Origin of the sequence: Aureimonas sp. ME7, assembly GCF_903970965.1 — a bacterium.
In the GTDB taxonomy this organism is placed as follows: domain Bacteria; phylum Pseudomonadota; class Alphaproteobacteria; order Rhizobiales; family Rhizobiaceae; genus Aureimonas.
Window position 1 is genome coordinate 282,602 of the sequence record NZ_CAJCKW010000002.1, and the last position, 24,552, is coordinate 307,153.

Genomic DNA, 24,552 nt, shown 5'->3' on the forward strand with positions numbered 1-24,552 from the left:
GACGCGTTGGATTTCAAAGGCAGGACCGCCATCGTCACCGGTGCCGGCAAAGGCATCGGGCGCCATGTCGCCGAACTCCTCACGGAGCGCGGGGCCAAGGTGGTGGCGCTCGGACGCACGAAGGCCGATCTCGAAACGCTGGAAGGCGCCACCGGCTGCCGGACGATCACGGTGGACCTGGCCGACGGCGCCGCCGCTCGCCTCGCGGCAACCGAGGCGCTGCCGGCGGACCTTTTGGTGAACTGCGCCGGGATCAACATTCTGGAGCCGTTTCTGGAGATGAAGGACGAGTCCTTCGACACGGTTCAGGCGATCAACGTGCGCGCCGCCGCTATCGTCTCCCAGGTCTTTGCCCGTGATCTAATCCGCCGCTCTGCGCCCGGCGCCATCGTCAACGTGTCGTCGATCTCGTCCCTCCTCGGCTTTCGCGACCACGCCGCCTATTGCGCATCCAAAGGCGCGCTGGACGGGCTGACGCGGGTGATGGCGAACGAGTTGGGCCCGCACCGGATCCGCGTCAACGCGGTGAACCCCGGCATTACGCTGACCGAGCTGGCGCGCGTCGCCTGGAGCGCGCCGGAAAAGGCGGGGCCGATGATGAGCCGCACGCCCGTCGGGCGCTTCGCCGAGACGGCCGATGTCGCAGAGGCCATCCTCTTCCTCCTGTCGGACGCGGCGGCGATGATCCATGGCCACGCCTTGCCTGTGGAAGGGGGCTTCCTTGCCAACTGACGCCCCGATCATCGCGCTGCGCGCCGTCGAGAAATCCTTCGGCCCCGTTTCCGTCCTGAAAGGCATCGACTTCGATCTGCGCGCCGGCGAGGTGCATGCGCTGATGGGCGAGAACGGCGCCGGCAAGTCCACCATGATCCGCATCATGTCGGGCGCCCATCAGGCGAACGCCGGCACCGTGGAGATCGATGGGCAGACGGTGCGTCTCGCAGGTCCCGGTGAAGCCCAGGGCAAGGGCATCGCGGTGGTGCATCAGGAACTGCTGCTGTTTCCCGCCCTGACGGTCGCCGAGAACATCTTCGTCGGCCATGCGCCGAAGACGGCGCGCGGAACTCTGGACTGGAGCGCGATGCGCGAGCGCGCTCGTGCCATCCTCGATCGCCTCGACTGCCCGGACCTCGACGTGGACGAGAAGGTGTCGAAGCTTTCCGTCGCCAACCGCCAGCGCGTCGAGATCGCCCGTGCTTTGTCCAAGAACGCGCGCGTCCTCATCATGGACGAGCCGACGGCGGCGCTCGCCGAAGCGGACGTTCGCCGTCTTCTGGACGTCGTGCGCTCGCTGCGCACCGAGGGTGTCGGCATCGTCTATGTCAGCCACCGGATGAACGAAATCTTCGAGATTTCCGATCGCGTCACCGTGCTGCGCGACGGCAAGACCATCGGAACGCGCCCGACCGGCGAAGTCACGGAACCCGCGCTCGTATCCATGATGGTCGGTCGCGACATCGACCAGCTCTTTCCGAAGGAGGACATCCCGATCGGCCAGACGGTGCTCGAGGTGCGGAACCTCAGCTTCGGGCAGAAGGTGCAGGGCATCTCCTTCTCGGTGAAAGCCGGCGAGATCCTCGGCATCGCCGGCCTCGTCGGCTCCGGCCGCACCGAACTCGCGCAGACGATCTTCGGCGTGACGCCCGCCACGAGCGGCGAGATCCTCATCGACGGGAAGCCCGTCAGCGTCGGCAACGTGCGAGAGGCCATCGCCCATCGCATCGCCTATGTGCCGGAGGACCGTGCCAACCACGGCCTCGTGCGCCCGCAGTCGATCCGCGAGAACGTCTCCATGGCGATCCTGAAACGGCTGACCAGCCGCTCCGTCGTCGATACCAGGCGGGAGCGGACCATCGCCGAGGACGCGATCCAGCGCTTCGCCATCCGCGCGCGGGGCCCGAACCAGGTCGTCGCGCAGCTATCGGGCGGAAACCAGCAGAAGGTCGTCATCGCCAAGTGGCTGGCGACCGATCCCCGCATCCTGATCCTCGACGAGCCGACGCGCGGCGTCGATGTCGGCGCCAAGACCGAGATCCACAAGCTGATGAACCAACTCGCACGGCAAGGTCTCGCCATCGTCATGATCTCCAGCGAGCTCCCGGAGGTGCTGGGCATGAGCGACCGCGTCCTCGTGATGAACGGCGGGCGCGTGTCCGCCGTCCTTGACCGCGCCGAGGCAAGCCCGGACGCCGTCGGCACGGCGATGATGCGGGGGCACGCGGCATGAAGGGGCCGACGCTTTCCCGCCGCTTGTCCTCGTCGGGCCAGGAAATCCTTCTGGTCGTTGCGATCGCCGCGCTGTTTCTCGTCGTCGGCTGGGTCAACCCGCGCTTCGTCTCGCCCAACAACCTGACCTCGATCTTCGTCGGCAACGCCTATATCGCGGTCGCCGCGATCGGCATGTCGATGGTCATCATCTCCGGTCATATCGACGTGTCGGTGGGCGCGCTGATCGGCGTTCTGGCGACGATCTCCGGGCTGCTGGTCACCAATGGCTACCCCGTCTGGCTCGCCTGGGTCCTTCCCGTCCTGATCGGCGGCGTCGTGAACGCGGGTCTGGGCGCCCTGATCGCCTATCTGAAGGTCCCCTCGATCATCGCAACGCTCGCCATGCTGTCGATCCTGCGCGGCGGCCTGATCACCGTTACCGGCGGAGCCTGGATCTCCGGCCTGCCCCCAGAATTCCAGCTGGCGCAATTCCGCCTCCTCGGCGTCCCCTCGCCGGTCTGGTTCATGCTCGTGATGACGATCGCCATGGCCTTCGTCCTGCGCTCCACCGCCTTCGGCCGGTCTATCTACGCTGTCGGCGGCAATGCAGAAGCCGCCGAAGCGTCGGGCATTCCCTACAAGGCGACGATCGTGAAAGTGTTCGGGCTGCACGGGCTGATCGCCGGCGTTTCGGCGATCCTCTTCGCCACGCAGCTCCAGGTCATCCAGTCCACCGTTCCCAACGGGCTCGAGCTCATCGTCATCACCGCGTCGGTGGTCGGCGGCGTGTCGATCCTCGGCGGCATCGGCACCGTGGTCGGCTCGACGCTCGCGGCCATCCTCTTCGCCGCCATCGGCTCCTCGCTGATCTTCCTCAACGTGTCGGCCTATTGGCTCCGCGCGGTTCAGGGCATTCTCATTCTCGCGACCGTCCTGGCCGACATGGCCCGGCGCGGGCGAACCGGCTGAGGGGGCTGACACCATGTCGTTTCGCTCGCTCCTTCGCCACGAGGCCATTCTGGCTCTCATCCTCGCGCTCGCGCTCGTCGTCCTCGCATGGGACAACGAACGCTTCCTGACCGCCGCCAACCTTCTCAACCAGGGCCGGTTAATGACCGAGGTCGGGTTGATCGCCGTTGTGATGACCTTCGTCATCGTCACCGGCGGCATCGACCTGTCCGTCGGGTCGATCCTCGGTCTCTGCGCGATTCTGATCGGCGTGTTCTGGAAGAACCTCGGCCTTCCCCTTCCGGCCGCGATCGTGCTCTCGCTCGTCGTCGGCACGCTGGCCGGCTTCGTCAACGGGCTGATCATCACGCGCTTCCGCGTGCCCCCGCTGATTGCGACGCTGGCGACGCTGGCCCTCTATCGCGGCCTCGCCGAGGGCATCAGCCAAGCGCAGTCGGTGCGCGGATACCCGTCCTGGTTCTTCGTGCTCGGCCAGGGCAACGTGCTCGGCATCCCGACGCAGCTCTGGCTTCTGGCCGCCGTCGCCCTGATCGGCTTCTTCATCCTGCGCTTCACCGCCTTCGGCCGCGCCACCTATGCGATCGGCAACAACGAGGCGGGTGCCGAATTCTCCGGCATCGACGTCGCGCGAACGAAGCTCTGGATCTACTCGGCGGCGGGCTTCGTGTCGGCGCTGGCGGCCGTCGTCTTCGTCAGCCGCGTATCGACCACGCGCTCCGACATGGGCAGCGGGATCGAGCTCGACGTCATCACCGCCGTGGTTCTGGGCGGCACGTCGATCTTCGGTGGTCGGGGTCTCGTCGTCGGCACGCTTCTCGGCCTCTGCCTCGTCCAGGTGCTGAAGAACGGTCTCGCGCTATCGGGCGTTCGAGGAGATGGCACCATCGTCATCATCGGCGTGGTGCTGATCCTGGCCGTCCTGATCTCGAACTTCCTCAGCCGCTATTCCAGCGACTGAGAAACATCCGCTTCGACCCGGGAGGGGCGAGACGCGGAAGGAAATGCCATCGTCATCGTGGAGGAGACACATATCATGCGCACGCTTATCGCCCTTCTCATGGGCACCAGCCTTCTCACCGCCCCGGCCATGGCGCAGAGCGCCTGGACGGGCGGCGACGACCAGCCGGCCAATCCGCTGGCCTGCGACGCCAGCGTCACCGCCGTTCCGCCGGGCGACTACAACGGCGGCACACCGACCGGCGCGCCCGACCGCAAGGGCAAGGAGCTCAAGGTCGTCGATATTCCGAAGCTCGTCGGCGTCGGCTACTTCAACTCCACCGCCAGCGGCATCCAGGAAGCGGCCAAGGAGCTCGGCTCGATGACCGTCACCACCGACGGTCCGACCAAGGCGAATATCGACGAGCAGATCACCTTCATCGACAACTACATCACCTCCGGCGTCGACGGCATTCTCTACGCGGCCAACGACCCCGTGGCGATCGCTCCCGTCCTGAAGCGCGCCCTGGAGGCCGGGATCAACGTCGTCGGCTACGACGCCGACGCAGAGCCGGACGCGCGCCAGTGGTTCGTGACGCAGGCCGAGCCGAACGGCGTCGCCAAGGCGATGATCGACCAGTTCGTGTCGGAGGTCGGCGAGGAAGGCTCGTTCGCGATCGTCACATCGACGTTCACCACGCCCAATCAGGCGCGCTGGATCACCGAGATGGGCGCCTACGCCGAGAAGTGCCACCCGAAGATCAAGTTCCTGGAAACGGTGGAAGCGCAGGAGGACAACATCCTCTCCTTCAACCAGGCCCAGACGCTGATCAACAAGTACGGCGACGAGCTCAAGGGCATCTTCGGCATGACGTCGGTCGCGACGCCGGCCGCTGCCGAAGCCGTGCAGCAGAACAACCTGTGCGGCAAGGTCGCGGTGGTCGGCCTCGCGCTTCCGAACGCCATGAAGCCCTATGTCAACAACGACTGCATCAAGTCCACCATCCTCTGGTCGACGGTCGATCTCGGCTATGCCGCGGGCCTTGCGATGCGAGCGGTCGCGGACGGAACGTTGAAGCCGGGCGACACGACCTTCAAGGCCGGGCGCCTCGGAGATCTGCAGGTGATCAACCAGAGCCAGATCCTGCTCGGCCCCCCGAAGGTCTTCACCAAGACGGACATCAACAACTTCGACTTCTGAGAAACAGGAGGGCGCCGGCCAGCCCGGTCGGCGCCTTCGACTTCAGGTGCTCGGTTCGACGCTGCCCCGCTTCTGCAGCCAGCGGGCGAGCCACCAGCACAGGAACGCCCAGGCCGATCCGGCGCACCAGCCGGCCAGAACGTCGGTCGGGTAATGAACGCCGAGGAAGATGCGGCTGATCCCGATCACCAGCGTCAGGAAGATCGCGACGCCGATGATGTAGGTGCGCGTGACGATGTTGCGCTGCGTGCGCGCCAGAAGCGCGCCGAGGGTCAGGTAGGCGATGGCGGACAGCATGGCGTGTCCGCTGGGAAAGCTCAGGCTGTGCACATCGATCAGATGATCCACCACCGTCGGTCGCTGCCGGTTGAAGCCGAACTTCAGGACATTGGAGAGGATCGTGCCGCCGAGGATGGCGGCGGCGACGAGAAGCGCGGATGCGCGCTTGCCCTCGATCAGGAGATAGCTGACGGCCAAGAGCGTCAACAGCGACAGGACGGTATAGCCGCCGAGCGCGGTGATGTCGCGAAACCCGGCCTCCACCCAGAACGGTCCGATCGGGTCGGCGGGGTCGGCGGGGTTGCGGAACCATCGCAGGATGGTTTCGTCGAACGCCCCCGCATCGCCCCATTGCACCCAGCCGGCCACCAGTACGAAGCCGAGAAGCAGCGCGGAAACGAGCGTCAGGGATAGAAGGCCTTGAACCTCGACCTTGCGAAGGATGGGAACCTGGCCGATCGGCTCGGGCTGGCGGCTTCGGGACGGGGAACGATTGATCTGATCCATCGCCGGCAAAGTAAGGCGACGTTCCACCTCGGCGAGGCCCAGGCCAAGCGAGGCGGCCTCGAGCCGCCCCGCCTATCGAGCGCTAGGCGACCCTACTGGCCGCGATGCGCCTTAAGCCAATCCCGCAGTTCGGCGATCTCCTTTTCCTGAGAGGAGATGACGTCGCGCGAGATCCGGGTCAGCGTCGGATCGCTCTCGTCGCTAGCCAGATAGGCTTCCGCCATGTCGATCGCGCTTTGGTGATGGGGGATCATCATCTCGGCGAAATCGACGCCGGGCTTGCCCGTCATCGGCGAAGCCTTCATCGCCGCGCTCATCGTGTCCATCGCCTGCATCATCCGCTCGCTGGCAGGCGACATGGCGCCGTGCTGGCCTTGGTCGGAATGATCGGGCTCCTGCGCGAGCGCAGGCGCGGCGAAAAGCGACAGCATCACGGCTGCCGAGCGGATCGTGGGGGAAGCGCGCATCAATTCGCTCCCGCCATCTCGCGGCAGGATCGGGCGCATTCGCGGCAGGCGCGCACGCACGCGTCCATATCGCCGACCCGCTCGCAATCCGCCGCGCAGGCCTCGCAAATCTCGGCACAGGCCCGGCAGGAATGGCGATGCGCGGACGAGCCCGTCATCATGATGTGAGCCGAGGCGCGGCACATTTCGGCGCAAGCCGCCATCAGTCGGAAATGATCCGGTTCCGTGTGCCGGCCGCCCGCTTCCAGGCAGTGGTGCAACGCCGTGGAGTGGCAGGTGCGATAGCAGGCGAGACACGCCTCGATGCAGGCGGTCATGTCATGCGTCGGCATGGTCATGGGTTGGTTCCTTCTTCGTAATCCGGTGAGGCGCATCGGGATCGACGCGCCGTCGATGTCGTCAGCGTTGGACGAGCGATCGCGGAGGCGGAAGAGGAACGGAAAGCGTCGTCCCGTCGGAGCGTGCTTCCCAGATCGTTAGGATGCGCACCGCTTCGGCAGGCGCGTCCGGCAGAACCGGCCAAGCGATCGGCACGGCCGGCAGACAATGCGCGACGCAGCAGGAGATCGCCGCATGCTGGCTCACCGGGACCTTCGGAGATTGCGCCCCCATGCGCTGCATTCCCGCACAATCGCCCGCGATCGCGGGCGCGCCCGAATGCGCGTGGGCCGGCATCGCGCCGGGTGCGAGATAGCCTGTGGCGAAGGCGACGACAGACAGGAACATCACGAAGCGCGCCCAATCCTTCAAGCCGAAACGTTGTGCTGCGAACTTCACCATGGATCGCTAGATACGGATGACGGGGCGGCCTTCAAGCCCCAGATTGGTTGTGGTCGATCGATGCTCCGCCCTGCCCTTCGTGTTCCCGGAAAGACCTCATGACCGACCCATCCGACGCCCCGCCACCCGAATCCAAGCTGACCCGCACCAAGCAGAGTTGGGCGCAGGAGGGACGCTTCCTGACCGGCCGACATTCGCGGCCCGAGAGCGAGCGCCTGCCGCCGGGGCAGCATCTCGTGCGCGACTGGCCGGTACTCGACCTCGGCCTGCACCCCGGCGTGTCGCAGGAGCGCTGGCGGCTGCAGATCAACGGCGCCGTCGAGAACCCGACGATCTGGGACTGGGAGCGCTTCGCCGCCCAGCCGCAGGCGGAGGAGACGAGCGACATCCACTGCGTCACCACTTGGTCTCGCTACGACAACCGCTGGACCGGCGTTTCCACGCACGAGATCGTCGCGGCCGTGCGCCCGAAACCGGAAGCCGCCTTCGTCGCTCTGTCCTCCTACGACGGCTACACGACCAATCTGACACTCGAGGACTTCACGGCACGGGACGCGATGGTGGTGCATTCCTGGGACGGGCGGCCGCTCTCGAAAGAGCACGGCGGCCCGGTCCGGCTCGTGGTGCCGCATCTCTACTTCTGGAAAAGCGCGAAATGGCTGCGCGGCATCGAGTTCCGGACGAAGGACGATCCCGGCTACTGGGAAATGCGTGGCTATCACAATCGGGGCGACCCTTGGGCCGAAGAGCGCTATTCCGACTGATATCCCTCCGCGATCCCCTGGCGCGAACCGCTGGGACACAGCACACTGCAGGCTCCAGGCCAACAGGGGGAGTGCTGCGGATGGACATGGGTTTGAAGGGCAAGGTCGCGATCGTCACCGGCGGCTCGGTCGGGATCGGCCTCGCCGTGGCGGAGGGTCTCGCCGCCGAGGGAGCCAACGTCGTTCTGGCCGCGCGCGACGGCGAGCGGGCGAACGCGGAGGCCGCCCGGATCGCCTCCACCTTCGGCGTCGAAGCCCTCGGCATCTCGGCAGACGTGGCGACGGTGGAAGGTGTGGACGCCATCATCGAAGGCGTGGAGCAGCGGTTCGGGGGTGCCGATATCCTGATCAACAATGCCGGCACCGGCTCCAACGAAACGGTGATGGATGCGCCCGACGAGAAGTGGCAGTCCTACTGGGACCTGCACGTCATGGCGGCGGTTCGCCTGGCGCGCGGCGTCATCCCGCAGATGCGCCAGCGTGGGGGCGGCGTGATCCTTCACAACGCCTCCATCTGCGCGGTGCAGCCGCTGTGGTACGAGCCGATCTACAACGTCACCAAGTCGGCGCTGATGATGTTTTCGAAGTGTCTGGCGACCGAGGTGGTCGGCGACAACATCCGCGTCAACTGCGTCAACCCGGGTCTGATCCTGACGCCGGACTGGAAGAAGACGGCACGCCAACTCACCGAGAACAGCGGCGGCGACTGGGAAGGCTATCTGCAGGGCGTCGCCGACGAGCACGCGCCGATCAAGCGCTTCGGCACGCCGGAGGAACTGGCGAACTTCTTCGTCTTCCTCTGCTCCGACAAGGCGAGCTACTCCGTGGGCTCCACCTACTTCGTCGACGGCGGCATGCTGAAGACGCTCTGAGCTTTCAGGAAGCGGGGCCGAGATATGTGTCGATCAACTGCTCGACGCGAGCGTCGCGTTCGCGCCCCGTCTTGCCGCCGATCACCACTACGATGACGCCGCGCCCGTTGCGCCGGGCGCTGGCGACGAGGTTGAAACCGGAATCGCCGATGAAGCCGGTCTTCATGCCGTCGACGCCCGCCACCCGGCCGAGGAGCTTGTTGGTCGCCGCGTAATGGCGCCCGGCATAGTCGAAGGATTCGGTCTTGAAGATCTCGGCGTAGCGCGGGAAGCGCTTGCGGATCTGCATCGCGAGGATCGCGAGATCCCGGGCGGTGGAGATCTGATCGGGATGCGGCAGGCCGGATGGATTGGCGAAGTTGGTGCGCGTCATGCCGAGTTGGCGGGCCTTGCGCGTCATCTGCAGGGCGAACGCCTGGTCCGATCCGGCCAGGTTCTCGGCAACCACGGAGGCGATGTCGTTGGCCGACTTCACGGCCAGCGCATACATCGCGTCGCGCACCCGGATCGTTTCGCCCGGCCGGAGCCCGAGCTTCGACGGCGGCTTGGCTTCGGCGGTCGAGGACACGACGAGCCCATCATCCAGCGAAAGCTTGCCGGCGTCCACCGCCTCGAACAGGAGGTAGAGCGTCATCAGCTTGGTGATCGAGGCCGGGTGGCGCAGCCCATCGGGGTCCTCGGCATAGAGAACCCGGCCGCTGTCGGCGTCCACGACGAGAGCGGCGGGCGTGCGCACCGCGACCTCTTCGGCGCCGAGCACGAGGGCGGGCACCTTCGTGGTCGGCAGAAGGCCCGCGCGCACATCCCCGCGCGACAGGTCCATCGACTGGCACGAGGCCAGCGCGACCGAAAGTGCCAGGCCCATGAGAAGGGTGGCGGAGCGCTTGCGCGATGGGCGGACGGCGGAGATGGTCTTCACGGGACGCTGTTCCACGCAGAGGAGCGATCGAGACGCTGGGAGTAGCACGCGAGTCGTTTCCGTAAACTTGTCTTCGTTTGCCGGAACCGGAAGCGGCCTTCGCTGGCCGACGACCTCGGCGGCCCCAGATAGGGGGTCCAACGCCGGTTTTCCAAAACACGAAGGCTCGTCTCATGGCATCTTCCGCGACCCCCGTCTGGTTCATCACCGGATGCTCCACCGGCTTCGGCTACGAACTCGCCAAGCTCATTCTCGGACGTGGTTGGCGTCTCGTGGCGACGGCCCGCGACAAGGACCGGCTCGGGGAACTCGTGGAGCGCGGAGGGGACGACATTCTCGCCCTGTCGCTCGACGTGAACGACACGATTGCGATCGACGCGGCCGTGAAGGCGACGGTGGACCGGTTCGGGCGGATCGACGTTCTCGTCAACAACGCGGGCTACGGCTATCAGGCCTCGATCGAGGAAGGCGACGACGCCGAGATCCGCGCGCAGTTCGACGCCAACGTCTTCGGCCTCTTCGCCATGACCCGCGCCGTCCTGCCGGTGATGCGCGGGCAGCGATCCGGCCGCATCCTCAACCTCACCTCGCAAGCCGGCTTCATTGGTTTCCCGGGTTCCGGCTACTACGCCGCCACGAAGCACGCGGTAGAAGGTTTCTCCGATGCCCTGGCCGCCGAGGGCGAGCCGATCGGCATCCAGGTCACCTGCGTCGCCCCCGGTCCGTTCCGCACCGACTGGGCCGGACGCTCGCTCCGGCAGACGCCGAACCGCATCGAGGACTATGCGCCGACGGCGGGCAAGCGTCTGCAGGCGACGTCCGATATCAGCGGCAAGCAGGCGGGCGACCCGGTTCGCGCCGGCGAGGCGATGATCCGCGCCACGCAAATGGAAAAGGCGCCGCGCCATCTCGTTCTCGGCAAGATCGCCTTCGAGGGCGTCATCGCCAAGCTGCGGTCCCGCCTGTCGGAGATCGAGGCCCTGCAAGGCGAAAGCCTTTCGGCGGACTTCCCGGAGGCCTGATCCGCGTCGTCATCCCCCGTTCTGCTGGATGAGGTCTTCGATGCTCATGGCTTCCAACGGGGGAGCGGAGACCGCGCCCGCGCCGCGCGCGACCTCGCGCGCGATGCGGCTCTGGCGAACCGGAGCGCGCATGATCGCGGGCTCGGGCGTGCGCACGGCGACCTCGGTCGGCATGTTTCGCGCGGCCGGGTTGAAAGGCAAACGCCCTTCCTTTTCCGAGCGCTGGCGTTCGGCAACCATCGCCTGCGTCGAGGTCGCGTTCTTGCGCTTCTCGTAGAACGAGTTGCCGCCTTGTATCGTCAGGTAGTGCATGTTCGTGTAGGGGAACGAATAGCCGGCGGTGTGGAAGAACATGGCCTTCTGCACCTCCGGGTGGCGCGCGCCCTTCAGGACGCGACCGGCCGTCTGCGACGCCAGCTCGCGGCCCTTGCCCATCGGCTTCGAGAGGACGCCCGGCGCGAACTGGTTCTTCTGCCCAACGACGCCGCAAACGGATTGGGGATATCGGCCCGACTCCAGGCGGTTCATCACCACCGTGCCGACGGCGAGCATGCCGGCCTCGCTCGACCGGTTGGATTCGAAGTACATCGCGCGAGCGAGGCATTCCTGCGAACTCATACGCGGCTGAACCTTGGCGCATCCGCCGACGAGGAGAAGCGCGCCGGCACTCGCGAGGAGGAAAAACTGGTTCGGCGACATGATGCGGCCCGCTTGCAACGTCGGGCGAATTTCGCTGGGGAAGCTTAAGAAGCAGTTGATCCTTTCGGACGCGAAAAGGCCGCCGCGCTTGCGCACGGCGGCCCTCGAGATCTTCGCGGAAGATCAGAGAAGAGCGGACACGGCCTCGCGCTCTTCCTTCAGCTCGTTCACGGTGCGGTCCAGCATCTCCTGCTGGAACGGGCCGATCTCGAGCCCGGTCACGCGCTTGTAGGAGCCGTTCTCGGCCACCACCGGCACGCCGGTCATCAGACCTTCGGGGATGCCGTAGGAGCCGTCCGACGAAATGCCCATCGACACCCAGTCGCCGTTCGAGCCGCTGATCCAGTCGCGCATGTGGTCGATCGCGGCGTTGGCGGCCGAGGCCGCCGAGGACGCGCCGCGCGCTTCGATGATCGCCGTGCCGCGCTTGGCGACGGTCGGGATCAGCGTTTCCTTGTACCAGGCCTCGTCGCCGATCACCTCGGACAGCGGCTTGCCACCCGCCGTGGCGTTGGTCCAGTCGGCGAACATGGTGGGCGAGTGGTTGCCCCAGACCACGAACTTCTGGATCTCGTCGACCGAAACTCCGGCCTTCTGCGCGAACTGGGTGAGCGCGCGGTTGTGGTCGAGCCGCAGCATCGCGGTGACGTTCTCGGTCGGGAAATCCTTGGCGTTGGCGGCCAGGATCATCGCGTTTGTGTTGGCGGGGTTGCCGACGACGATCACCTTCGCATCGCGCTTGGCGGCTTCGTTCAACGCCTGACCCTGCACGCGGAAGATCTCGGCATTGGCGTTCAGGAGGTCGCGGCGCTCCATCCCTTGCGTGCGCGGGCGCGAACCCACGAAGAAACCGGCGTCGATGTCGCGGAAGGCGGTCTTCGGATCGTCGGTGATGACGACATCCTGGAGAAGCGGGAAGGCGCAGTCCTCCAGCTCCATGACGACGCCCTTCACGGCCTTCTGGGCCTGCGGCAGGTCGAGAAGCTGCAGGGCGACCGGCGTGTCCTTGCCGTAGACGTCGCCATTGGCGATCCGGAACAGAAGTGAGTAGCAGATCTGGCCGGCGGCGCCGGTGACGGCGATGCGTTTGGGCTGCGTCATGGTCGAACCTTTCGGGACTGTCGATCGGAGGCGATGGTGCGCCCTGCCCTAGCGCGTCTCCGGCCCACGATCCATGGCGAAAATGGCGTGTCGACCGCTCGTCGGCGGCGAGTTCCGTATTCAATCGATACGATATCCGGCGCAACTCGTCCTGCCGGAGCGAGGCCGATGTGCGCGTTTCGATGAGATCGACAGCCAGGATGCATCGATCCTCCCGCGCGGTATCGGGGATCGTTCCAAAAACGCGCAAAAAGAACGGACCATGCGCAAAGGCGATTGTGTTTTACAGCGATCGCGCATCTACTCAGCCGGGAACGGATCGAGTCCACGAAGGGCGGTGGGGCGCAAGGCTACACCGCCCCCGCCAGGCCTCGGATCGGTCGAAGTCCTTGTGGGAGGGGGCTGTCGATCAAGTTCCAGGGGAGACGCACGGTCGCTTCGCGGCATCGACGTTTCGTGTTCGAAGGCAAAAGGGAGGAAGCATGACGACGAACATCGCATTCCATCGATTTGCAAAGCTGATCGCCGGCACGGCCATGCTTGGTGTGCTAGCCACGGTTGGGCCGGCCAACGCACAGTCCGACGACATCCTCGTCGGCCTTGTGGTGAAGACGGAAGCCAACCCGTTCTTCGCCAAGATGCGCGAGGGCGCGAGCCAGAAATCCGCCGAGCTCGGCGTCAAGTTCCAAAGCTTCGCCGGCAAGTACGATGGTGATCACGACACGCAGGTGACAGCCGTCGAGAACCTGATCTCGGCCGGCGCCAGCGGCATCTTGATCGCCGCGAGCGACCCCAAGGCGATCACGCCGGTTCTCGAACAGGCCCGTCAGGCCGGCATCCTCGTGATCGCGCTCGATACGCCGCTGGATCCCGCGAACGCCGCCGACCAGACCTTCGCGACCGACAACTTCAAGGCGGGCGAGTTGATCGGGCAATGGGCGGCCAAGACCGTCGCGGATCCCAAAACCTCCAAGATCGGCTTTCTCGACGCTATCGAGACCCAGCCCACGGTCGACGTCGCGCGCGACCAAGGCTTCATGAAGGGTTTCGGCATCGATCCGAAGGATCCGGCGCGCTATCTCGACGAGGACGACGCGCGCATCGTCGGCCATCAATGGGGCCAGGGGTCGGAGGAAGGTGGCCGGACGGGCGCGGAAAACCTTCTTCAGAAGGACCCCGACCTCAACGTCTTCTATACGATCAACGAACCGACGGCGGCCGGCGCCTACGAGGCGATCAAGGCGGCCGGCAAGGACGGTTCGGTCGTGATCACCTCCGTGGATGGCGGTTGCCCGGGTGTCGAGAACGTCAAGGCCGGGGTCATCGGCGCGACCTCCATGCAATATCCGCTTCTGATGGCGTCCAAGGGCGTGGAGGCGATCGTCAACTTCAAGAAGTCGGGCGAAAAGCCGGCCGCGACCGCCGGTCTCGACTTCTTCGACACGGGCGTCACCCTCGTCACCGACAAGCCGGTGGACGGCGTTCCGTCCATCACCTCCGCCGAAGCGCTCAAGCAGTGCTGGGGTTGATCGGAACTGTTTGAACGTGCGCGGGATGGGACGATCGCTCGCCCCATCCCGTTTCGAACACGCGAGCCGGGAGGGGACCGCCGATCATGTCCAGCAGCCAAGCCAACCCGACGGGTGCGGACGCCGTCGCACAGTTCGCGGAAGAACGGCGTTCCCCCTTGCGCCGTCTCCAGCATATCCTGCACCAATATCCCACGATCGTGCCGTTCGTGGTGCTCGGTGTCGGGCTCCTGGCCTTCAGTCTGATCGTCGGCAATCGCTTCTTCCAGCCGTTCAACCTGTCGCTGATCATGCAGCAGGTGACGATCATCGCAATCATCGGCATCGCGCAGACGCTGGTCATCCTCACCGCCGGCATCGATCTTTCGGTCGGCGCCATCATGATCCTCGCGACCGTGGTCATGGGGCGCCTCGCGGTTTCGATGGGCGTTCCGGCCGAACTGGCCTTCCTGATCGGCATTGCCGTCGGCCTCGGCTGCGGGGTCCTGAACGGGCTTCTGATCACCTATATCAAGCTGCCTCCCTTCATCGTGACGCTGGGCACGTGGAGCATCTTCGGGGCGACGTTCCTTTGGTATTCCGGCTCGCAGACGATCCGCTCGCAGGAAGTCGCGGCGGAAGCTCCGTTCCTGCAGCTGACGGCGACCGCGATCCAGTGGGGCGGCGCGCGGCTGACCTTCGGTACCGTGTTCACGCTGATCGTCGCGGCCGCCGCGTGGTACCTCCTCAACCGGACCGCCTTCGGCCGGCACGTCTATGCGACGGGCGACGACCCGGAGGCCGCACGTCTTTCGGGCATCGACACGCGCCGCGTCCTTCTGGCCGTCTACTCGCTGGCCGGCGCGATCTGCGCGCTCGGCGCCTGGGTGCTGATCGGGCGCGTGGGCGCCATCAGCCCGACATCGGGCGGCACCGCCAATCTCGATTCCATCACCGCCGTCGTCATCGGCGGCACCTCGCTCTTCGGCGGGCGCGGCTCGATCGTCGGCACGCTGATCGGCGCCTTGATCGTCGGCGTGTTCCGCAACGGCCTCGCCCTGTCGGGCCTCGACGCCCTCTGGCAGGAATTTGCCGTGGGCATCCTCATCATCGTGGCGGTCGGCCTGGATCAGTGGATCCGCAAGGTCTCCGCCTGACCTCAACCCCCAACACGGCACTCCCGGAGCATTCCCGCATGACCACCTCCAAACGGATGGACCAGAAGCTCGCGCGCATCCGGCGCGGCGAATACACGCCGAAGGACTTCATCATCGCCGACGCCAAGGACGGCGATATGGCGCTCGGCGTCGGCGTTTCAGGACCCGAGCTCGACGCCGAGGGCAAGCCGACGGGCCGCACGCGCCCGCTGAAGGTCTATCGCGACGCGATGGAGACGATGGTCCGGTCCGGCCTCGTCGACATCATGCTGACGTCCCTGTCCTCGGCCGAGCATCTTCAGGCGCGCGGCGTCTACGGCGACACGGACGTGACGGCCGCCGTCCGGCTCAACGACGGCAGCGACATCTGGCACTGGCGTGGCGCGAACTACAAGCACCTGCCGACCGTGCCCTTCCGCACGGCCCGTCTCGATCGGGTGAAGCCCGTGGCCGATCTCGGCCTCTACGCCATCACCTTCTTCAACGACCTCGACCAGGACCTGCGGACGCTCGACGCCTATGCCAAATTTCGCGACGAAGCTTCGGCCGCCGGCGTGCGTCACTTCCTGGAGGTGTTCAATCCGCAGTTCGAGGTGAAGGCGCCGGGCTCCGATTTCTTCACCTACAACAACGATGCCATCGCCAAGGTGCTCGCCGGCGTGTCGAGGCTCGACCGGCCGGAGTTCCTGAAGGTCGTCTATAACGGGCCGAAGGCGACGGAGGAGCTTGCCTCCTTTGATCCCGGAAACCTCATCGTCGGCATTCTCGGCGGGGCGTCGTCGACGACGCGCGACACGCTCGAGATGGTGAAGCAGGCGGAAAAATACGGCGCGCGCGTCGCCCTCTTCGGGCGCAAGATCTTCTTCGCCGAGGATTCGGAAGCCATCGTGCGCGCCATGCGCTCGGTGATCGAGGACGACATCTCCTCGGAGGAAGCCACGAAGGTCTATCACGACCACCTCCAGAAGAACGGCATCCGGTCGAAGAAGCCGCTCGCCGACGATCTCGAAGTCACCGATCCGTCCCTCAAGCTCGGAGCCTGACACGTGTCGGCTGTTCAGCGGCGCGGTTTTCTCACGGGCGGAACCTGGTGCGCCGACCACAACAAGCTCCTCGACCGCTGGCCGGTCGAGGAAACCGTGACCCGCATCCTATCGGAAACGGTGGAAGGCGGCGGCTCGGCCTGCAACTTCGGCATCGACATCCGCCGCCTCGACCCGACCATGCCGGTGGCCACGATCGGCTGCGTCGGCGACGACGAGGACGGACGGATTCTCCTGCGATACGCCGACGATAACGGCATCGATCGCCGAGGCATGCGCGTCATCGAGGGCGGGCGCACCAATTACACCGACGCCTTCAGCGCCCGCTCCACGGGCAAGCGCACCCACATCTTCCACCAGGGAACGAGCGCGCTCCTTTCGCCGGACCATTTCGACTTCTCGGACACCAATGCGCGTATCTTCCATCTCGGCCTTCCCGGCATCCACGACATCATGGACAGTGCCTGGGGGGGCGAGGTGAACGGCTGGGTGGCGACGCTGAAGGCGGCGCGTGCGGCGGGTCTGGAGACCAATCTCGAGCTTCTGCAGATCGCCCCCGAGCGTCTTCGTGAACTCGCCGAACCCTGCCTCGACCACCTCGATACGCTGGTCGTCAACGACTACGAGATCGGGGCGATCACCGGCCTGCGGACCACCGAGGACGGCGAAACCGACCTTGCCGCCTGCGAGGAAGCTGGAGCGCGGATCATGGCGGCCAGTTCCATCGAGGTTCTGGCGATCCATTTCCCAAGCGGTGCCCTCGCCTTTTCGCGCGGCGGGAAAACGTTCCGCCAACCGTCCGTCGCGGTGCCGCAGGACGAGGTGAAGGGCGCCAACGGCGCGGGCGACGCCTTCGCGGCAGGCTTCATGTACGGCCACCACGAAGGGCGGCCGATCGAAGACGGTCTTCGCCTTGCTCATGCCTGCGCCGCCTCCTCGCTCCGCAGCGTCGGCACGACGGGCAGCGTCGAAACCGCCGCGAACTGCCTCGCGCTCGCCGAGCGCTGGGGCTGGCGAACCATGGCGGCGGCCTGACGGGTCAGATCGCGGCGAGGTCCTCGCCGCGATATTCGAGGTCGAGCCGATCCTGCGAGGTTGTCAATCGATGATAGGCGCCGCGGCGCGCCATGAGCTCGGCATGGGTGCCGAGCTCGGCGATGCGCCCGTCCGCCACGACGGCGATGCGGTCCGCGTGGCGGATGGTGGACAGGCGATGGGCGATCACGAGGGTCGTGCGCCCCTTGGCCAGCTCCGCGAGCGAGGCCTGGATCGCGCGCTCGGTCTCGGTGTCGAGGGCCGAGGTCGCCTCGTCCAGAATCAGGATCTCGGGGTTCTTCAGGAACATGCGGGCGATCGACAGCCGCTGCTTCTGACCGCCGGACAACTTGACGCCGCGCTCGCCAACCACCGTATCGAGCCCGTCCGGCAGAGCGGCGACGGTCTGCGTCAGGTGCGCCCGTTCGACGGCCTCGACGATCTCCGCCTCGCTGGCATCCAGCTTACCGTAGGCGATGTTCTCCCGCACAGTCCCGCCGAACAGGAAGACGTCCTGCTGAACGACGCCGATATGGCGACGCAGCGATTCCAGCGTCACCTGCCGGATGTCGATCCCGTCGATCAGGATGGCGCCGCCCGTCGCCTCGTAGAATCGGGGCACGAGCGAGCAGATGGTCGTCTTGCCTGCGCCCGACGGGCCGACGAAGGCCACCGTCTCGCCGGCGCGGATGTCGAGATCGACGCCGTCCAGCACCGGTCGCCCATTGGCATAGGCGAACGCCACGTCGCGAAACGCGATGTCCCCCTTCACGCCGGTCAACTCGACCGCATCCGACGCATCGACGATCTCGGGTTTTGTGTCGAGAAAGTCGGTGTAGCGGCGAAAGCCTGCGATGCCCTTCGGATAGGTTTCCAGAACAGCTGCGATCTTCTCGACCGGGCGGAAGAACACGCCGACGAGCAGCAGGAAACCGACGAAGCCGCCATAGCTCAGCTCGCCGTTCATCACGTACCAGGTGCCGGCCAGCATCACGATGACCTGGGTCAGGCGCATGGTCAGGTAGTTCAGCGACTGGCTGATCGACATGATGCGATAGGCGTCGAGCTTACGCGCCCGGTAGCCGCTGTTGTTGCGCGCGAAGAGCGCGCGCTCGTGCGCCTCGTTGGCGAAGGATTTGACGACGCGGATGCCGCCGACATTCTCCTCGATCCGGCTGTTGAAGTCGCCGACGCTTCCGTAGATCGCATGCCAGGTCTTCGTCATCCGGCTGCCGTAGCGCGCCGCGACCCACGAGCCGAGCGGCACGACGAGGGCTGTGATCAGCGCCAGCTCGACATGGACGTTCAGCATCAGAAGAAAGGCACCGATGAACGTCATCACGGCGATGAACAGGTCCTCCGGCCCGTGGTGGGCGACCTCGCCGATCTCCTCCAGATCCTTCGTCAGACGGCCGACGAGATGGCCGGTCTTCTGGTTGTCGAAATAGCCGAAGGATAGCGTCTGCAGATGCTCGAACGCCTTGCGGCGCATCTCGGTCTCGATGTTGATGCCGAGCATATGGCCCCAATAGGTGACCACCGCCATCAGTCCCGTGTTCAGGACGTAGATCGCCAGGAGGCCGAGGGACGCGAGGACGATCATCCCCCAGTTGCCGCTCGGCAGGAGGTCGTCCACGAAGAGCTTCACCGCGATCGGAAAGCCGAGTTCAAGAAGACCGGCGATGACGGCGCTGGAGAAGTCCAGCACGAAGAGCCCGCGCCATGGGGCGTAGTAGGCAAAGAAACGCGCGAGCATGCGAACCTCGTCGAGGGCTCGGCACCGCCGGGATCATCCGCCGCGCGCCGAACCGCTCCTATTTTTGAAAACCGGAAACCAGCGGTTCTGTAGAAAACCGGACCGCTGTGGTCAACTTTGACGGCAATCAGTCGAAGATGACGCCCTTCTTGAAGATGAAGCAGCCGTGCGGGCGTGCTTCCGTCGTGCGCACCACGGCATAGGCGGTCTTGGCGGCGTCGTAGAAGGCGAAGCGTTCCACCCGCTCGATCGTGATCGACTTGCCTTCGGCAGCGTCGACCACCTCCTGCATCTCGCGATGAACGTCGGGATAGGCCTTCGGGTCGCCGACGACTTCCATCAGACGAACGGGCGCGTCGACATAGGAGTCGAGCGGCAGCAAGGACAGGATGGCGCGAGCCGCCTCGGTGGTGCCGACACCGGCCAACTGGACGCATTGCCCGGTCGTGGTTTCCGCCGCCGTGGATTCGGCCGGGAAGTTGCGATCCACGAGCACGAGATCGTCGCCGTGGCCCATCTCGGCCAGGATGGTCAGGAGTTCGGGGGTGAGGATCGGAGAGATGGTCTTCAACATCCGGATAAGCCTTCAGCTCTTGGATACGGGTTTGGAACGCATGCGGCGAACGGTTTCGCGCTCGGCGCGCTTGGCGCGAACGGGCGGCAGGCCGCGATCCATCAGCGATAGATCATCGAGGAGGATATCGCCCATGCGCTGGAAGACGACGTCGAGCGCCCCGGCACGGTGGGCCGACAGCAGCATGCCGGACGTTTGGCGAACGGGATCGTCGCGGCTCGGCGGCTCGTGCGGGAACACGTCGGTCGCCACCTTGATCCGGCCGCCGGCCGCCGCTTCGCGCATGGCGTCGAAATCGACGATGCCGGCTCGGCTGAGAAGAACGAAGGCCGCCCCGGGGCGCATGGCGGCAAAGGCGGCCGCGTCGAAGAGGTGCTGGTTGTCGGCGGTCACGGAGGCCGTGACGAAGATCGTGTCCGACGTTTGGAGAACTGTTTCGAGCGATGCGGCCACCGCGCCATGATCGGCGATCACGGAAGCCGGGAGCCACGGGTCGTAGACCGACACCTCGGCCCGGAACCCTGCCAGCAGACGATGCAGGCAGCGGCCGAGATCGCCGAAGCCCACAATGCCGATCCGCGAACCGGATAGGAGCCTCGCCGACCCGTTGCCGTCGAGACCCCAGACCTCCTCGCCCCGCCGGAAGGCCGCGTCGGCGCTGGCGATCTCGCGATGCAGCGCGAGCGCCATGCCAAGGCCCATCTCCGCCACCGGCTCGGCGAAGACCGAACTGGTGATCAAAACATGGATTCCGCGTCGGAGGCACGTGTCGTAGGGCATGTTGTCTAGGAAGTTGCCCTCGACGTTCACCACCGCGCGAAGCTCGGTCATCGCCTCCAGAAGCGTTTCGGAAAGCGGCGGCTGACCGACGAGATAGCGGGCGCGCGCCAGAAGGTCGGGCGCCAGACCCTCGATCGCATCATCCGTGGTTTCTACGACCTCGTAGCGCTCACGCAGCGTGCCCAGCGAATCGGGAGTGAAGATCATCTCCAGCGTGCGCGGGTGCGGGGCGGCGATGATCAACGGGCGCTCGGTCATCCGATGGTCCTTGGGGTTCGATACGCGCTGGGCGCTCGCTCCACAGCTATCGAATGCAGAAGCCGTTTGCACGACGAAAACCTTCGTTCTACCCCCGAAGCGATCCAAATCAGCGGTCGGGAGGATGCGATGAGTGTGGTTCTGGTGGAGGAAAGGCAGCTCGCTGCCCGTGTCGAAGCGACGCTGCGGGGAGCGGGCGCTTGCGACGAATCGGTCGAGGCCACGACGCGCGCGCTGATGCACGCGTCGCGCATCGGCGTGGACAGCCACGGCGTTCGCCTCGTTCCCCACTACTGCCGGGTGATCGCGGGGGGGCGCGTCAACGGCCGGCCGAACGTCACGCGCAAACGCACGGCGGCGGCGACCGGCGTCGTGGACGGCGACGACGGCCTCGGCCACCTGACGAGCTACCGCGCAGCGGAGTTCGCGATCGAACTGGCGCGCGAAAGCGGGGTCGGCGCGGTCGGCGCGGTCCGGTCGTCCCATCTGGGAGCTGCCGGAGCCTATGCGGCCGCGATCGCCGACCAAGGCATGATCGGCTTCGCAACCACCAACACCGATGCCGTCGTCACGCTGTTCGACGGCGCCAAGCCCTTCCACGGCACAAACCCCCTCGCCTTCGCCGCGCCCAGCGGCGGCGCGCGGCCTTGGCTCCTCGACATGGCGACCTCGTCGATCCCGCTGAACCGGGTTCTGCTCTACCGCGCGCTGGCGAAAGAGCTTCCCGCCGGCGTCGCCGCGGCGCTGGACGGCGGGATGACACGGGACGCCGAAGCGGCAGAAATGCTCCTGCCACTCGGCGGCGAGGGCTACGGGTTCAAAGGCGCAGCGCTCGCGGGCGTCGCCACGCTTCTGACCGGCATCCTGAACGGCACGACGCTCGACCCCGACTTCATTCCGATGGTCGGCGGCGACGATATCTCGACCCCGCGCAACATGGGTCACTTCTTCCTGGCCATCGACCCACAGCGATTCGCCGGTTCCGAACTCTTCGCCAAGGGCATGCTCCGGTATCTCGATGCCCTGCGCTCCGTTCCCGCCGTCGAAGGCGGCCGGGTGATGGCGCCGGGCGACCGCGAATGGGCGGTCGCGGCCGAACGCATGGCAAACGGCATTCCCGTCGATGCGGAGACGGCGCGCTTCCTCGGGATCGGGGGCTGATCGATAGTGTCTTGACAGGAACGGCGGCCCGAGCCACGTTCGCGTCAATTGGTCAGACCGATTGGCCAAATGTCGAAGGCTTGGGAGGGCCGGCCGGCAATGCCCTTGGAAGCCGTCGAACCCCGCCGCCTCTATCGTCAGGTCGCCGACCAGCTCCGCGGCCTGATCGAGAATGGCGAATACGGCGTCGGCGAGCGTCTTCCCACAGAGCGCGAACTGTCGGAGCGTCTCGGCATCTCGCGGCCGACCGTGCGCGAGGCGTTGATCGCCCTCGAGGTGGAAGGGCGTATCCGCATCCGGGTCGGCTCCGGGATCTACGTGACGGCCCCGCCGCTTCGCCATGACGAGGACTCGATCTTCGAAGGTGAAGGGCCGTTCGAACTTCTGCGCGCACGCGAGCTTGTGGAAAGCGCGTTGGTTCGCGAGGCGGCCGCTCTCGCCAAGCGGGAGGACATCGCGACTTTGGACGCCGTTCTCGGCACGATGGAACGCGGCAACCATCCCTCGCCCGAGACGATCTCTTTGGATCGCCAGTTCCACGTCGCGGTCGCGGGCATCCTCTCCAACGCCGTTCTCGTGCGCTTCGTCGGCGAGCTGTTCGACCAGCGAATGACGCCGTATTTCGAGCGCTTGTCGGAATATTTCGAAACCGGCGAAACCTGGCGCCTCGCCTACGAGGAGCATCGGATCGTTCGCGACGCCATCGCGGCGGGCGATCCGGACGGCGCCGAACGGGCGATGCGTTCGCATCTTCGAAATTCTCAGATTCGCTTCCAGCACGGCTTCGGCGAGGAAGCGGGCACTACACGATCCGGCGGGAGGACGCCGGGTCGCGTCAAGGGACGAGACGGCAAAGCCGTCGCGCAGGGTTCGAACGGGAGGTAACGTCATGCATTCGAGAACGATCGCGCTGGGTACGATCGCAGCCGCGCTTCTGATGTCCGGGAGCGCGCTCGCCCAGACCAAGCTGACATGGGGTCATGTCTACGAGGTCACCGAGCCTTTCCACACGGAATCGCTCTGGGCGGCCGAGGAGATCAAGAAGCGCACCGAGGGTCGCTACGAGATCAACGTCTTTCCTGCCTCGCAGCTCGGCAAGGAGGCCGATCTCAACCAGGGCCTGACGCTGGGAACCGTCGACATCATCATTTCCGGCTCGTCCTTCGCCTCGCGCGAGTTCACGCCGATCGGGGTGACCTACTACCCCTACATCTTCCGCAACCCGGAGCACCTTCTCGCCTACACGAAGAGCGACATCTTCAGGACGCTCGCGGCAGGCTACGAGGAAGAATCGGGCCATCACATCACCGCCGTGACCTACTACGGAACGCGCCACACGACCGCGAACAAGGACATCAAGACCTGCGCCGATCTTGCCGGCGTCAAGATGCGCGTGCCGGACGTTCCGGCCTATCTCGCCATGCCGCGCGCCTGCGGCGCCAACACCGCGCCGATCGCCTTCGCCGAAGTGTATCTGGCGCTCCAGAACGGCACGGTGGAAGCGCAGGAGAACCCGCTGACCGCGATCGAGGCCAAGAAGTTCTACGAGGTCCAGAAAACGATCGCGCTGACCGGCCATATCGTCGATCACCTGAACACGGTGGTCTCGCAGAGCCGCTGGGCGTCGCTTTCCGACGAGGACAAGACGATCTTCACCGACGTGATGCTGGAAGCCGCGACACGCGCCACCAAGATCGTGCAGGAGCGCGAGGCCGCTCTCGTGCAGACCTTCAAGGATCGCGGACTGAACGTCGTCGAGGTCGACAAGGCGGACTTCCAGAAGAACGTCCTCGAAAAGGCGCCGCTCGAAAGCTACGGCTACCGTCAGGCCGACTACGACGCCATCCGCGCCGTCCAGTAAGCGCCTCCCAATAGGGCTCCGTCCACGAGGGGACGAAGCCCTTCCCCACCCACCCGTTCCGTCGGCGGCCCCGCCGCCACGCCCCGTCGCCGCCGCACCATGCGCCCGCGAAAGGAGCCGCCATGGCCGAAGACCATCACACCCAGACCACACCCGAAGAGATCGCCCACGCCTTCGAGGAGCCGGCACCCGAAGCGGACCTGTCCGAGTTCTCGGTCGAGGACTGGATCACCCTTGCCGTGTTCTGGGGAATGGGGCTCTGCGTCTTTCTCCAGTTCTTCACGCGATACGTCCTCAACAACAGCCTCGCCTGGACGGAGGAGATCGCCATCAACTGTCTCGTGGTGGTGGTCTTTCTCGGATCCGTCGCCTGCGTGCGCATGTCACGGCATATCCACGTCGACGTTCTCTACCACTACATCCGCCCGGCGCTGGCCCGTCTTCTCTCGAGCTTCGTGGACGTCATCCGCATCGCGTTCTTCGCCTACGCGACCTACCTCCTCTGGCGCTACGTCAACGTCGTCTCGCGCGAGCGGATGGTCACGATCGACCTGCCGCGCTCCATCATCTTCTACACCGTCTTCGCCGCCTTCGTTCTCATGCTCCTGCGCTCGCTGCAGGTGGCCTGGGGCAACTGGCGCCGCGGCTATTCGGTTCTTGAGCGCCCCGGCGCGTTCGATGGCTTGGGGGAATAA

At 65.9% G+C, this 24,552-nt stretch carries 26 protein-coding genes; 16 read left to right on the forward strand and 10 right to left on the reverse strand.

The features are described from left to right. The first annotated feature begins 6 nt into the window (after positions 1 to 6). The 5 genes from H7A85_RS04770 (at position 7) to H7A85_RS04790 (ending at position 5,314) form a co-directional block, all read left to right on the forward strand. Positions 7 to 732 (forward strand): SDR family oxidoreductase, encoded by a 726-nt coding sequence (locus tag H7A85_RS04770; RefSeq protein ID WP_182084746.1) that lies wholly within the window; start codon positions 7 to 9, stop codon positions 730 to 732. Beyond that, on the forward strand, positions 722 to 2,227 hold the full coding sequence (locus H7A85_RS04775; protein ID WP_348519694.1) for a sugar ABC transporter ATP-binding protein: 1,506 nt from the start codon (positions 722 to 724) through the stop codon (positions 2,225 to 2,227). Before H7A85_RS04770 ends, H7A85_RS04775 begins: the two co-directional genes overlap by 11 nt. Beyond that, complete coding sequence (locus H7A85_RS04780) at positions 2,224 to 3,177, forward strand: ABC transporter permease (protein WP_182084748.1); 954 nt, start codon at positions 2,224 to 2,226, stop codon at positions 3,175 to 3,177. Before H7A85_RS04775 ends, H7A85_RS04780 begins: the two co-directional genes overlap by 4 nt. A gap of 13 nt (positions 3,178 to 3,190) precedes the next feature. Then, a complete protein-coding gene (locus tag H7A85_RS04785; protein ID WP_182084749.1) occupies positions 3,191 to 4,135 on the forward strand; it encodes an ABC transporter permease in 945 nt (314 codons plus the stop codon). Positions 4,136 to 4,210: 75 nt separating this feature from the next. Further along, positions 4,211 to 5,314, forward strand: a complete 1,104-nt coding sequence (locus H7A85_RS04790; RefSeq protein WP_182084750.1) for a substrate-binding domain-containing protein — start codon at positions 4,211 to 4,213, stop codon at positions 5,312 to 5,314. A 42-nt stretch (positions 5,315 to 5,356) separates the two neighbouring features. On the opposite strand, the gene H7A85_RS04795 is transcribed toward H7A85_RS04790, so the two are convergent. From H7A85_RS04795 to H7A85_RS04810, 4 genes are all read right to left on the reverse strand, one after another. Then, positions 5,357 to 6,100, reverse strand: coding sequence for a phosphatase PAP2 family protein (locus tag H7A85_RS04795; protein WP_182085070.1), 744 nt, complete (start codon positions 6,098 to 6,100; stop codon positions 5,357 to 5,359). A gap of 92 nt (positions 6,101 to 6,192) precedes the next feature. Next, positions 6,193 to 6,567: a DUF305 domain-containing protein gene (locus H7A85_RS04800; protein ID WP_182084751.1), complete on the reverse strand. Its 375-nt coding sequence runs from the start codon at positions 6,565 to 6,567 to the stop codon at positions 6,193 to 6,195. Further along, positions 6,567 to 6,905 carry a four-helix bundle copper-binding protein gene (locus H7A85_RS04805; RefSeq protein WP_182084752.1) on the reverse strand — a complete coding sequence of 113 codons (339 nt, stop codon included), beginning with the start codon at positions 6,903 to 6,905 and terminating at the stop codon, positions 6,567 to 6,569. The genes H7A85_RS04800 and H7A85_RS04805 overlap by 1 nt, the downstream gene beginning before the upstream one ends. Before the next feature lie 61 nt (positions 6,906 to 6,966). Next, positions 6,967 to 7,296, reverse strand: coding sequence for a hypothetical protein (locus H7A85_RS04810; protein ID WP_182084753.1), 330 nt, complete (start codon positions 7,294 to 7,296; stop codon positions 6,967 to 6,969). A gap of 149 nt (positions 7,297 to 7,445) precedes the next feature. On the opposite strand from H7A85_RS04810, the gene H7A85_RS04815 reads away from it, so the two are divergent. Continuing rightward, positions 7,446 to 8,111: a sulfite oxidase-like oxidoreductase gene (locus H7A85_RS04815; protein ID WP_182084754.1), complete on the forward strand. Its 666-nt coding sequence runs from the start codon at positions 7,446 to 7,448 to the stop codon at positions 8,109 to 8,111. A gap of 80 nt (positions 8,112 to 8,191) precedes the next feature. Continuing rightward, on the forward strand, positions 8,192 to 8,983 hold the full coding sequence (locus tag H7A85_RS04820; protein WP_182084755.1) for an SDR family oxidoreductase: 792 nt from the start codon (positions 8,192 to 8,194) through the stop codon (positions 8,981 to 8,983). 4 nt (positions 8,984 to 8,987) lie between these two features. Here the strand turns inward: H7A85_RS04820 and H7A85_RS04825 are convergent, their stop codons facing one another. Next, on the reverse strand, positions 8,988 to 9,902 hold the full coding sequence (locus H7A85_RS04825; RefSeq protein WP_244630945.1) for a D-alanyl-D-alanine carboxypeptidase family protein: 915 nt from the start codon (positions 9,900 to 9,902) through the stop codon (positions 8,988 to 8,990). Positions 9,903 to 10,075: 173 nt separating this feature from the next. Here H7A85_RS04825 and H7A85_RS04830 point away from each other — a divergent pair, with 173 nt between their 5' ends. After that, entirely contained in the window at positions 10,076 to 10,924 is an 849-nt protein-coding gene (locus tag H7A85_RS04830) for an oxidoreductase (RefSeq protein WP_182084756.1), read from the forward strand. A 9-nt stretch (positions 10,925 to 10,933) separates the two neighbouring features. On the opposite strand, the gene H7A85_RS04835 is transcribed toward H7A85_RS04830, so the two are convergent. Further along, a complete protein-coding gene (locus tag H7A85_RS04835; RefSeq protein WP_244630947.1) occupies positions 10,934 to 11,623 on the reverse strand; it encodes a cell wall hydrolase in 690 nt (229 codons plus the stop codon). Between the two features lie 123 nt (positions 11,624 to 11,746). Beyond that, on the reverse strand, positions 11,747 to 12,724 hold the full coding sequence (locus H7A85_RS04840) for a malate dehydrogenase (RefSeq protein WP_182084757.1): 978 nt from the start codon (positions 12,722 to 12,724) through the stop codon (positions 11,747 to 11,749). A 536-nt stretch (positions 12,725 to 13,260) separates the two neighbouring features. On the opposite strand from H7A85_RS04840, the gene H7A85_RS04845 reads away from it, so the two are divergent. The 4 genes from H7A85_RS04845 to H7A85_RS04860 all read left to right on the forward strand — a co-directional run bounded on the left by H7A85_RS04845 (position 13,261) and on the right by H7A85_RS04860 (position 17,467). Next, a complete protein-coding gene (locus tag H7A85_RS04845) occupies positions 13,261 to 14,253 on the forward strand; it encodes a substrate-binding domain-containing protein (RefSeq protein WP_210270223.1) in 993 nt (330 codons plus the stop codon). 86 nt (positions 14,254 to 14,339) lie between these two features. Beyond that, a complete protein-coding gene (locus H7A85_RS04850; protein ID WP_182084759.1) occupies positions 14,340 to 15,389 on the forward strand; it encodes an ABC transporter permease in 1,050 nt (349 codons plus the stop codon). Positions 15,390 to 15,427: 38 nt separating this feature from the next. Next, positions 15,428 to 16,432 (forward strand): hypothetical protein, encoded by a 1,005-nt coding sequence (locus H7A85_RS04855; RefSeq protein ID WP_210270218.1) that lies wholly within the window; start codon positions 15,428 to 15,430, stop codon positions 16,430 to 16,432. 3 nt (positions 16,433 to 16,435) lie between these two features. Further along, complete coding sequence (locus H7A85_RS04860; protein ID WP_182084760.1) at positions 16,436 to 17,467, forward strand: carbohydrate kinase family protein; 1,032 nt, start codon at positions 16,436 to 16,438, stop codon at positions 17,465 to 17,467. A gap of 4 nt (positions 17,468 to 17,471) precedes the next feature. On the opposite strand, the gene H7A85_RS04865 is transcribed toward H7A85_RS04860, so the two are convergent. From H7A85_RS04865 to H7A85_RS04875, 3 genes are all read right to left on the reverse strand, one after another. Then, a complete protein-coding gene (locus H7A85_RS04865; protein ID WP_182084761.1) occupies positions 17,472 to 19,223 on the reverse strand; it encodes an ABC transporter ATP-binding protein in 1,752 nt (583 codons plus the stop codon). Positions 19,224 to 19,350: 127 nt separating this feature from the next. Further along, complete coding sequence (locus tag H7A85_RS04870; RefSeq protein ID WP_182084762.1) at positions 19,351 to 19,797, reverse strand: RbsD/FucU domain-containing protein; 447 nt, start codon at positions 19,795 to 19,797, stop codon at positions 19,351 to 19,353. Positions 19,798 to 19,809: 12 nt separating this feature from the next. Next, on the reverse strand, positions 19,810 to 20,835 hold the full coding sequence (locus tag H7A85_RS04875) for a hydroxyacid dehydrogenase (protein WP_182084763.1): 1,026 nt from the start codon (positions 20,833 to 20,835) through the stop codon (positions 19,810 to 19,812). A 129-nt stretch (positions 20,836 to 20,964) separates the two neighbouring features. Here H7A85_RS04875 and H7A85_RS04880 point away from each other — a divergent pair, with 129 nt between their 5' ends. From H7A85_RS04880 to H7A85_RS04895, 4 genes are all read left to right on the forward strand, one after another. Next, positions 20,965 to 21,996, forward strand: a complete 1,032-nt coding sequence (locus tag H7A85_RS04880) for an Ldh family oxidoreductase (protein WP_182084764.1) — start codon at positions 20,965 to 20,967, stop codon at positions 21,994 to 21,996. 99 nt (positions 21,997 to 22,095) lie between these two features. Continuing rightward, positions 22,096 to 22,881 carry a FadR/GntR family transcriptional regulator gene (locus tag H7A85_RS04885; protein ID WP_182084765.1) on the forward strand — a complete coding sequence of 262 codons (786 nt, stop codon included), beginning with the start codon at positions 22,096 to 22,098 and terminating at the stop codon, positions 22,879 to 22,881. 4 nt (positions 22,882 to 22,885) lie between these two features. Beyond that, complete coding sequence (locus H7A85_RS04890) at positions 22,886 to 23,857, forward strand: sialic acid TRAP transporter substrate-binding protein SiaP (RefSeq protein ID WP_182084766.1); 972 nt, start codon at positions 22,886 to 22,888, stop codon at positions 23,855 to 23,857. Positions 23,858 to 23,979: 122 nt separating this feature from the next. Then, the gene (locus H7A85_RS04895) at positions 23,980 to 24,552 is read left to right on the forward strand and encodes a TRAP transporter small permease (protein WP_182084767.1); all 573 of its coding nucleotides are present in this window, start codon (positions 23,980 to 23,982) and stop codon (positions 24,550 to 24,552) included.

Excerpts from the sequence above, each read along its gene's own strand:
- H7A85_RS04780 (WP_182084748.1), top strand. The coding sequence starts at position 2,224 with ATGAAGGGGCCGACGCTTTCCCGCCGCTTGTCCTCGTCGGGCCAGGAA.
- H7A85_RS04785 (WP_182084749.1), top strand. The coding sequence starts at position 3,191 with ATGTCGTTTCGCTCGCTCCTTCGCCACGAGGCCATTCTGGCTCTCATC.
- H7A85_RS04790 (WP_182084750.1), top strand. The coding sequence starts at position 4,211 with ATGCGCACGCTTATCGCCCTTCTCATGGGCACCAGCCTTCTCACCGCC.
- H7A85_RS04795 (WP_182085070.1), bottom strand. The coding sequence starts at position 6,100 with ATGGATCAGATCAATCGTTCCCCGTCCCGAAGCCGCCAGCCCGAGCCG.
- H7A85_RS04800 (WP_182084751.1), bottom strand. The coding sequence starts at position 6,567 with ATGCGCGCTTCCCCCACGATCCGCTCGGCAGCCGTGATGCTGTCGCTT.
- H7A85_RS04805 (WP_182084752.1), bottom strand. The coding sequence starts at position 6,905 with ATGACCATGCCGACGCATGACATGACCGCCTGCATCGAGGCGTGTCTC.
- H7A85_RS04815 (WP_182084754.1), top strand. The coding sequence starts at position 7,446 with ATGACCGACCCATCCGACGCCCCGCCACCCGAATCCAAGCTGACCCGC.
- H7A85_RS04820 (WP_182084755.1), top strand. The coding sequence starts at position 8,192 with ATGGACATGGGTTTGAAGGGCAAGGTCGCGATCGTCACCGGCGGCTCG.
- H7A85_RS04830 (WP_182084756.1), top strand. The coding sequence starts at position 10,076 with ATGGCATCTTCCGCGACCCCCGTCTGGTTCATCACCGGATGCTCCACC.
- H7A85_RS04835 (WP_244630947.1), bottom strand. The coding sequence starts at position 11,623 with ATGTCGCCGAACCAGTTTTTCCTCCTCGCGAGTGCCGGCGCGCTTCTC.
- H7A85_RS04840 (WP_182084757.1), bottom strand. The coding sequence starts at position 12,724 with ATGACGCAGCCCAAACGCATCGCCGTCACCGGCGCCGCCGGCCAGATC.
- H7A85_RS04845 (WP_210270223.1), top strand. The coding sequence starts at position 13,261 with ATGCTTGGTGTGCTAGCCACGGTTGGGCCGGCCAACGCACAGTCCGAC.
- H7A85_RS04850 (WP_182084759.1), top strand. The coding sequence starts at position 14,340 with ATGTCCAGCAGCCAAGCCAACCCGACGGGTGCGGACGCCGTCGCACAG.
- H7A85_RS04855 (WP_210270218.1), top strand. The coding sequence starts at position 15,428 with ATGACCACCTCCAAACGGATGGACCAGAAGCTCGCGCGCATCCGGCGC.
- H7A85_RS04865 (WP_182084761.1), bottom strand. The coding sequence starts at position 19,223 with ATGCTCGCGCGTTTCTTTGCCTACTACGCCCCATGGCGCGGGCTCTTC.
- H7A85_RS04870 (WP_182084762.1), bottom strand. The coding sequence starts at position 19,797 with ATGTTGAAGACCATCTCTCCGATCCTCACCCCCGAACTCCTGACCATC.
- H7A85_RS04875 (WP_182084763.1), bottom strand. The coding sequence starts at position 20,835 with ATGACCGAGCGCCCGTTGATCATCGCCGCCCCGCACCCGCGCACGCTG.
- H7A85_RS04880 (WP_182084764.1), top strand. The coding sequence starts at position 20,965 with ATGAGTGTGGTTCTGGTGGAGGAAAGGCAGCTCGCTGCCCGTGTCGAA.
- H7A85_RS04885 (WP_182084765.1), top strand. The coding sequence starts at position 22,096 with ATGCCCTTGGAAGCCGTCGAACCCCGCCGCCTCTATCGTCAGGTCGCC.
- H7A85_RS04890 (WP_182084766.1), top strand. The coding sequence starts at position 22,886 with ATGCATTCGAGAACGATCGCGCTGGGTACGATCGCAGCCGCGCTTCTG.
- H7A85_RS04895 (WP_182084767.1), top strand. The coding sequence starts at position 23,980 with ATGGCCGAAGACCATCACACCCAGACCACACCCGAAGAGATCGCCCAC.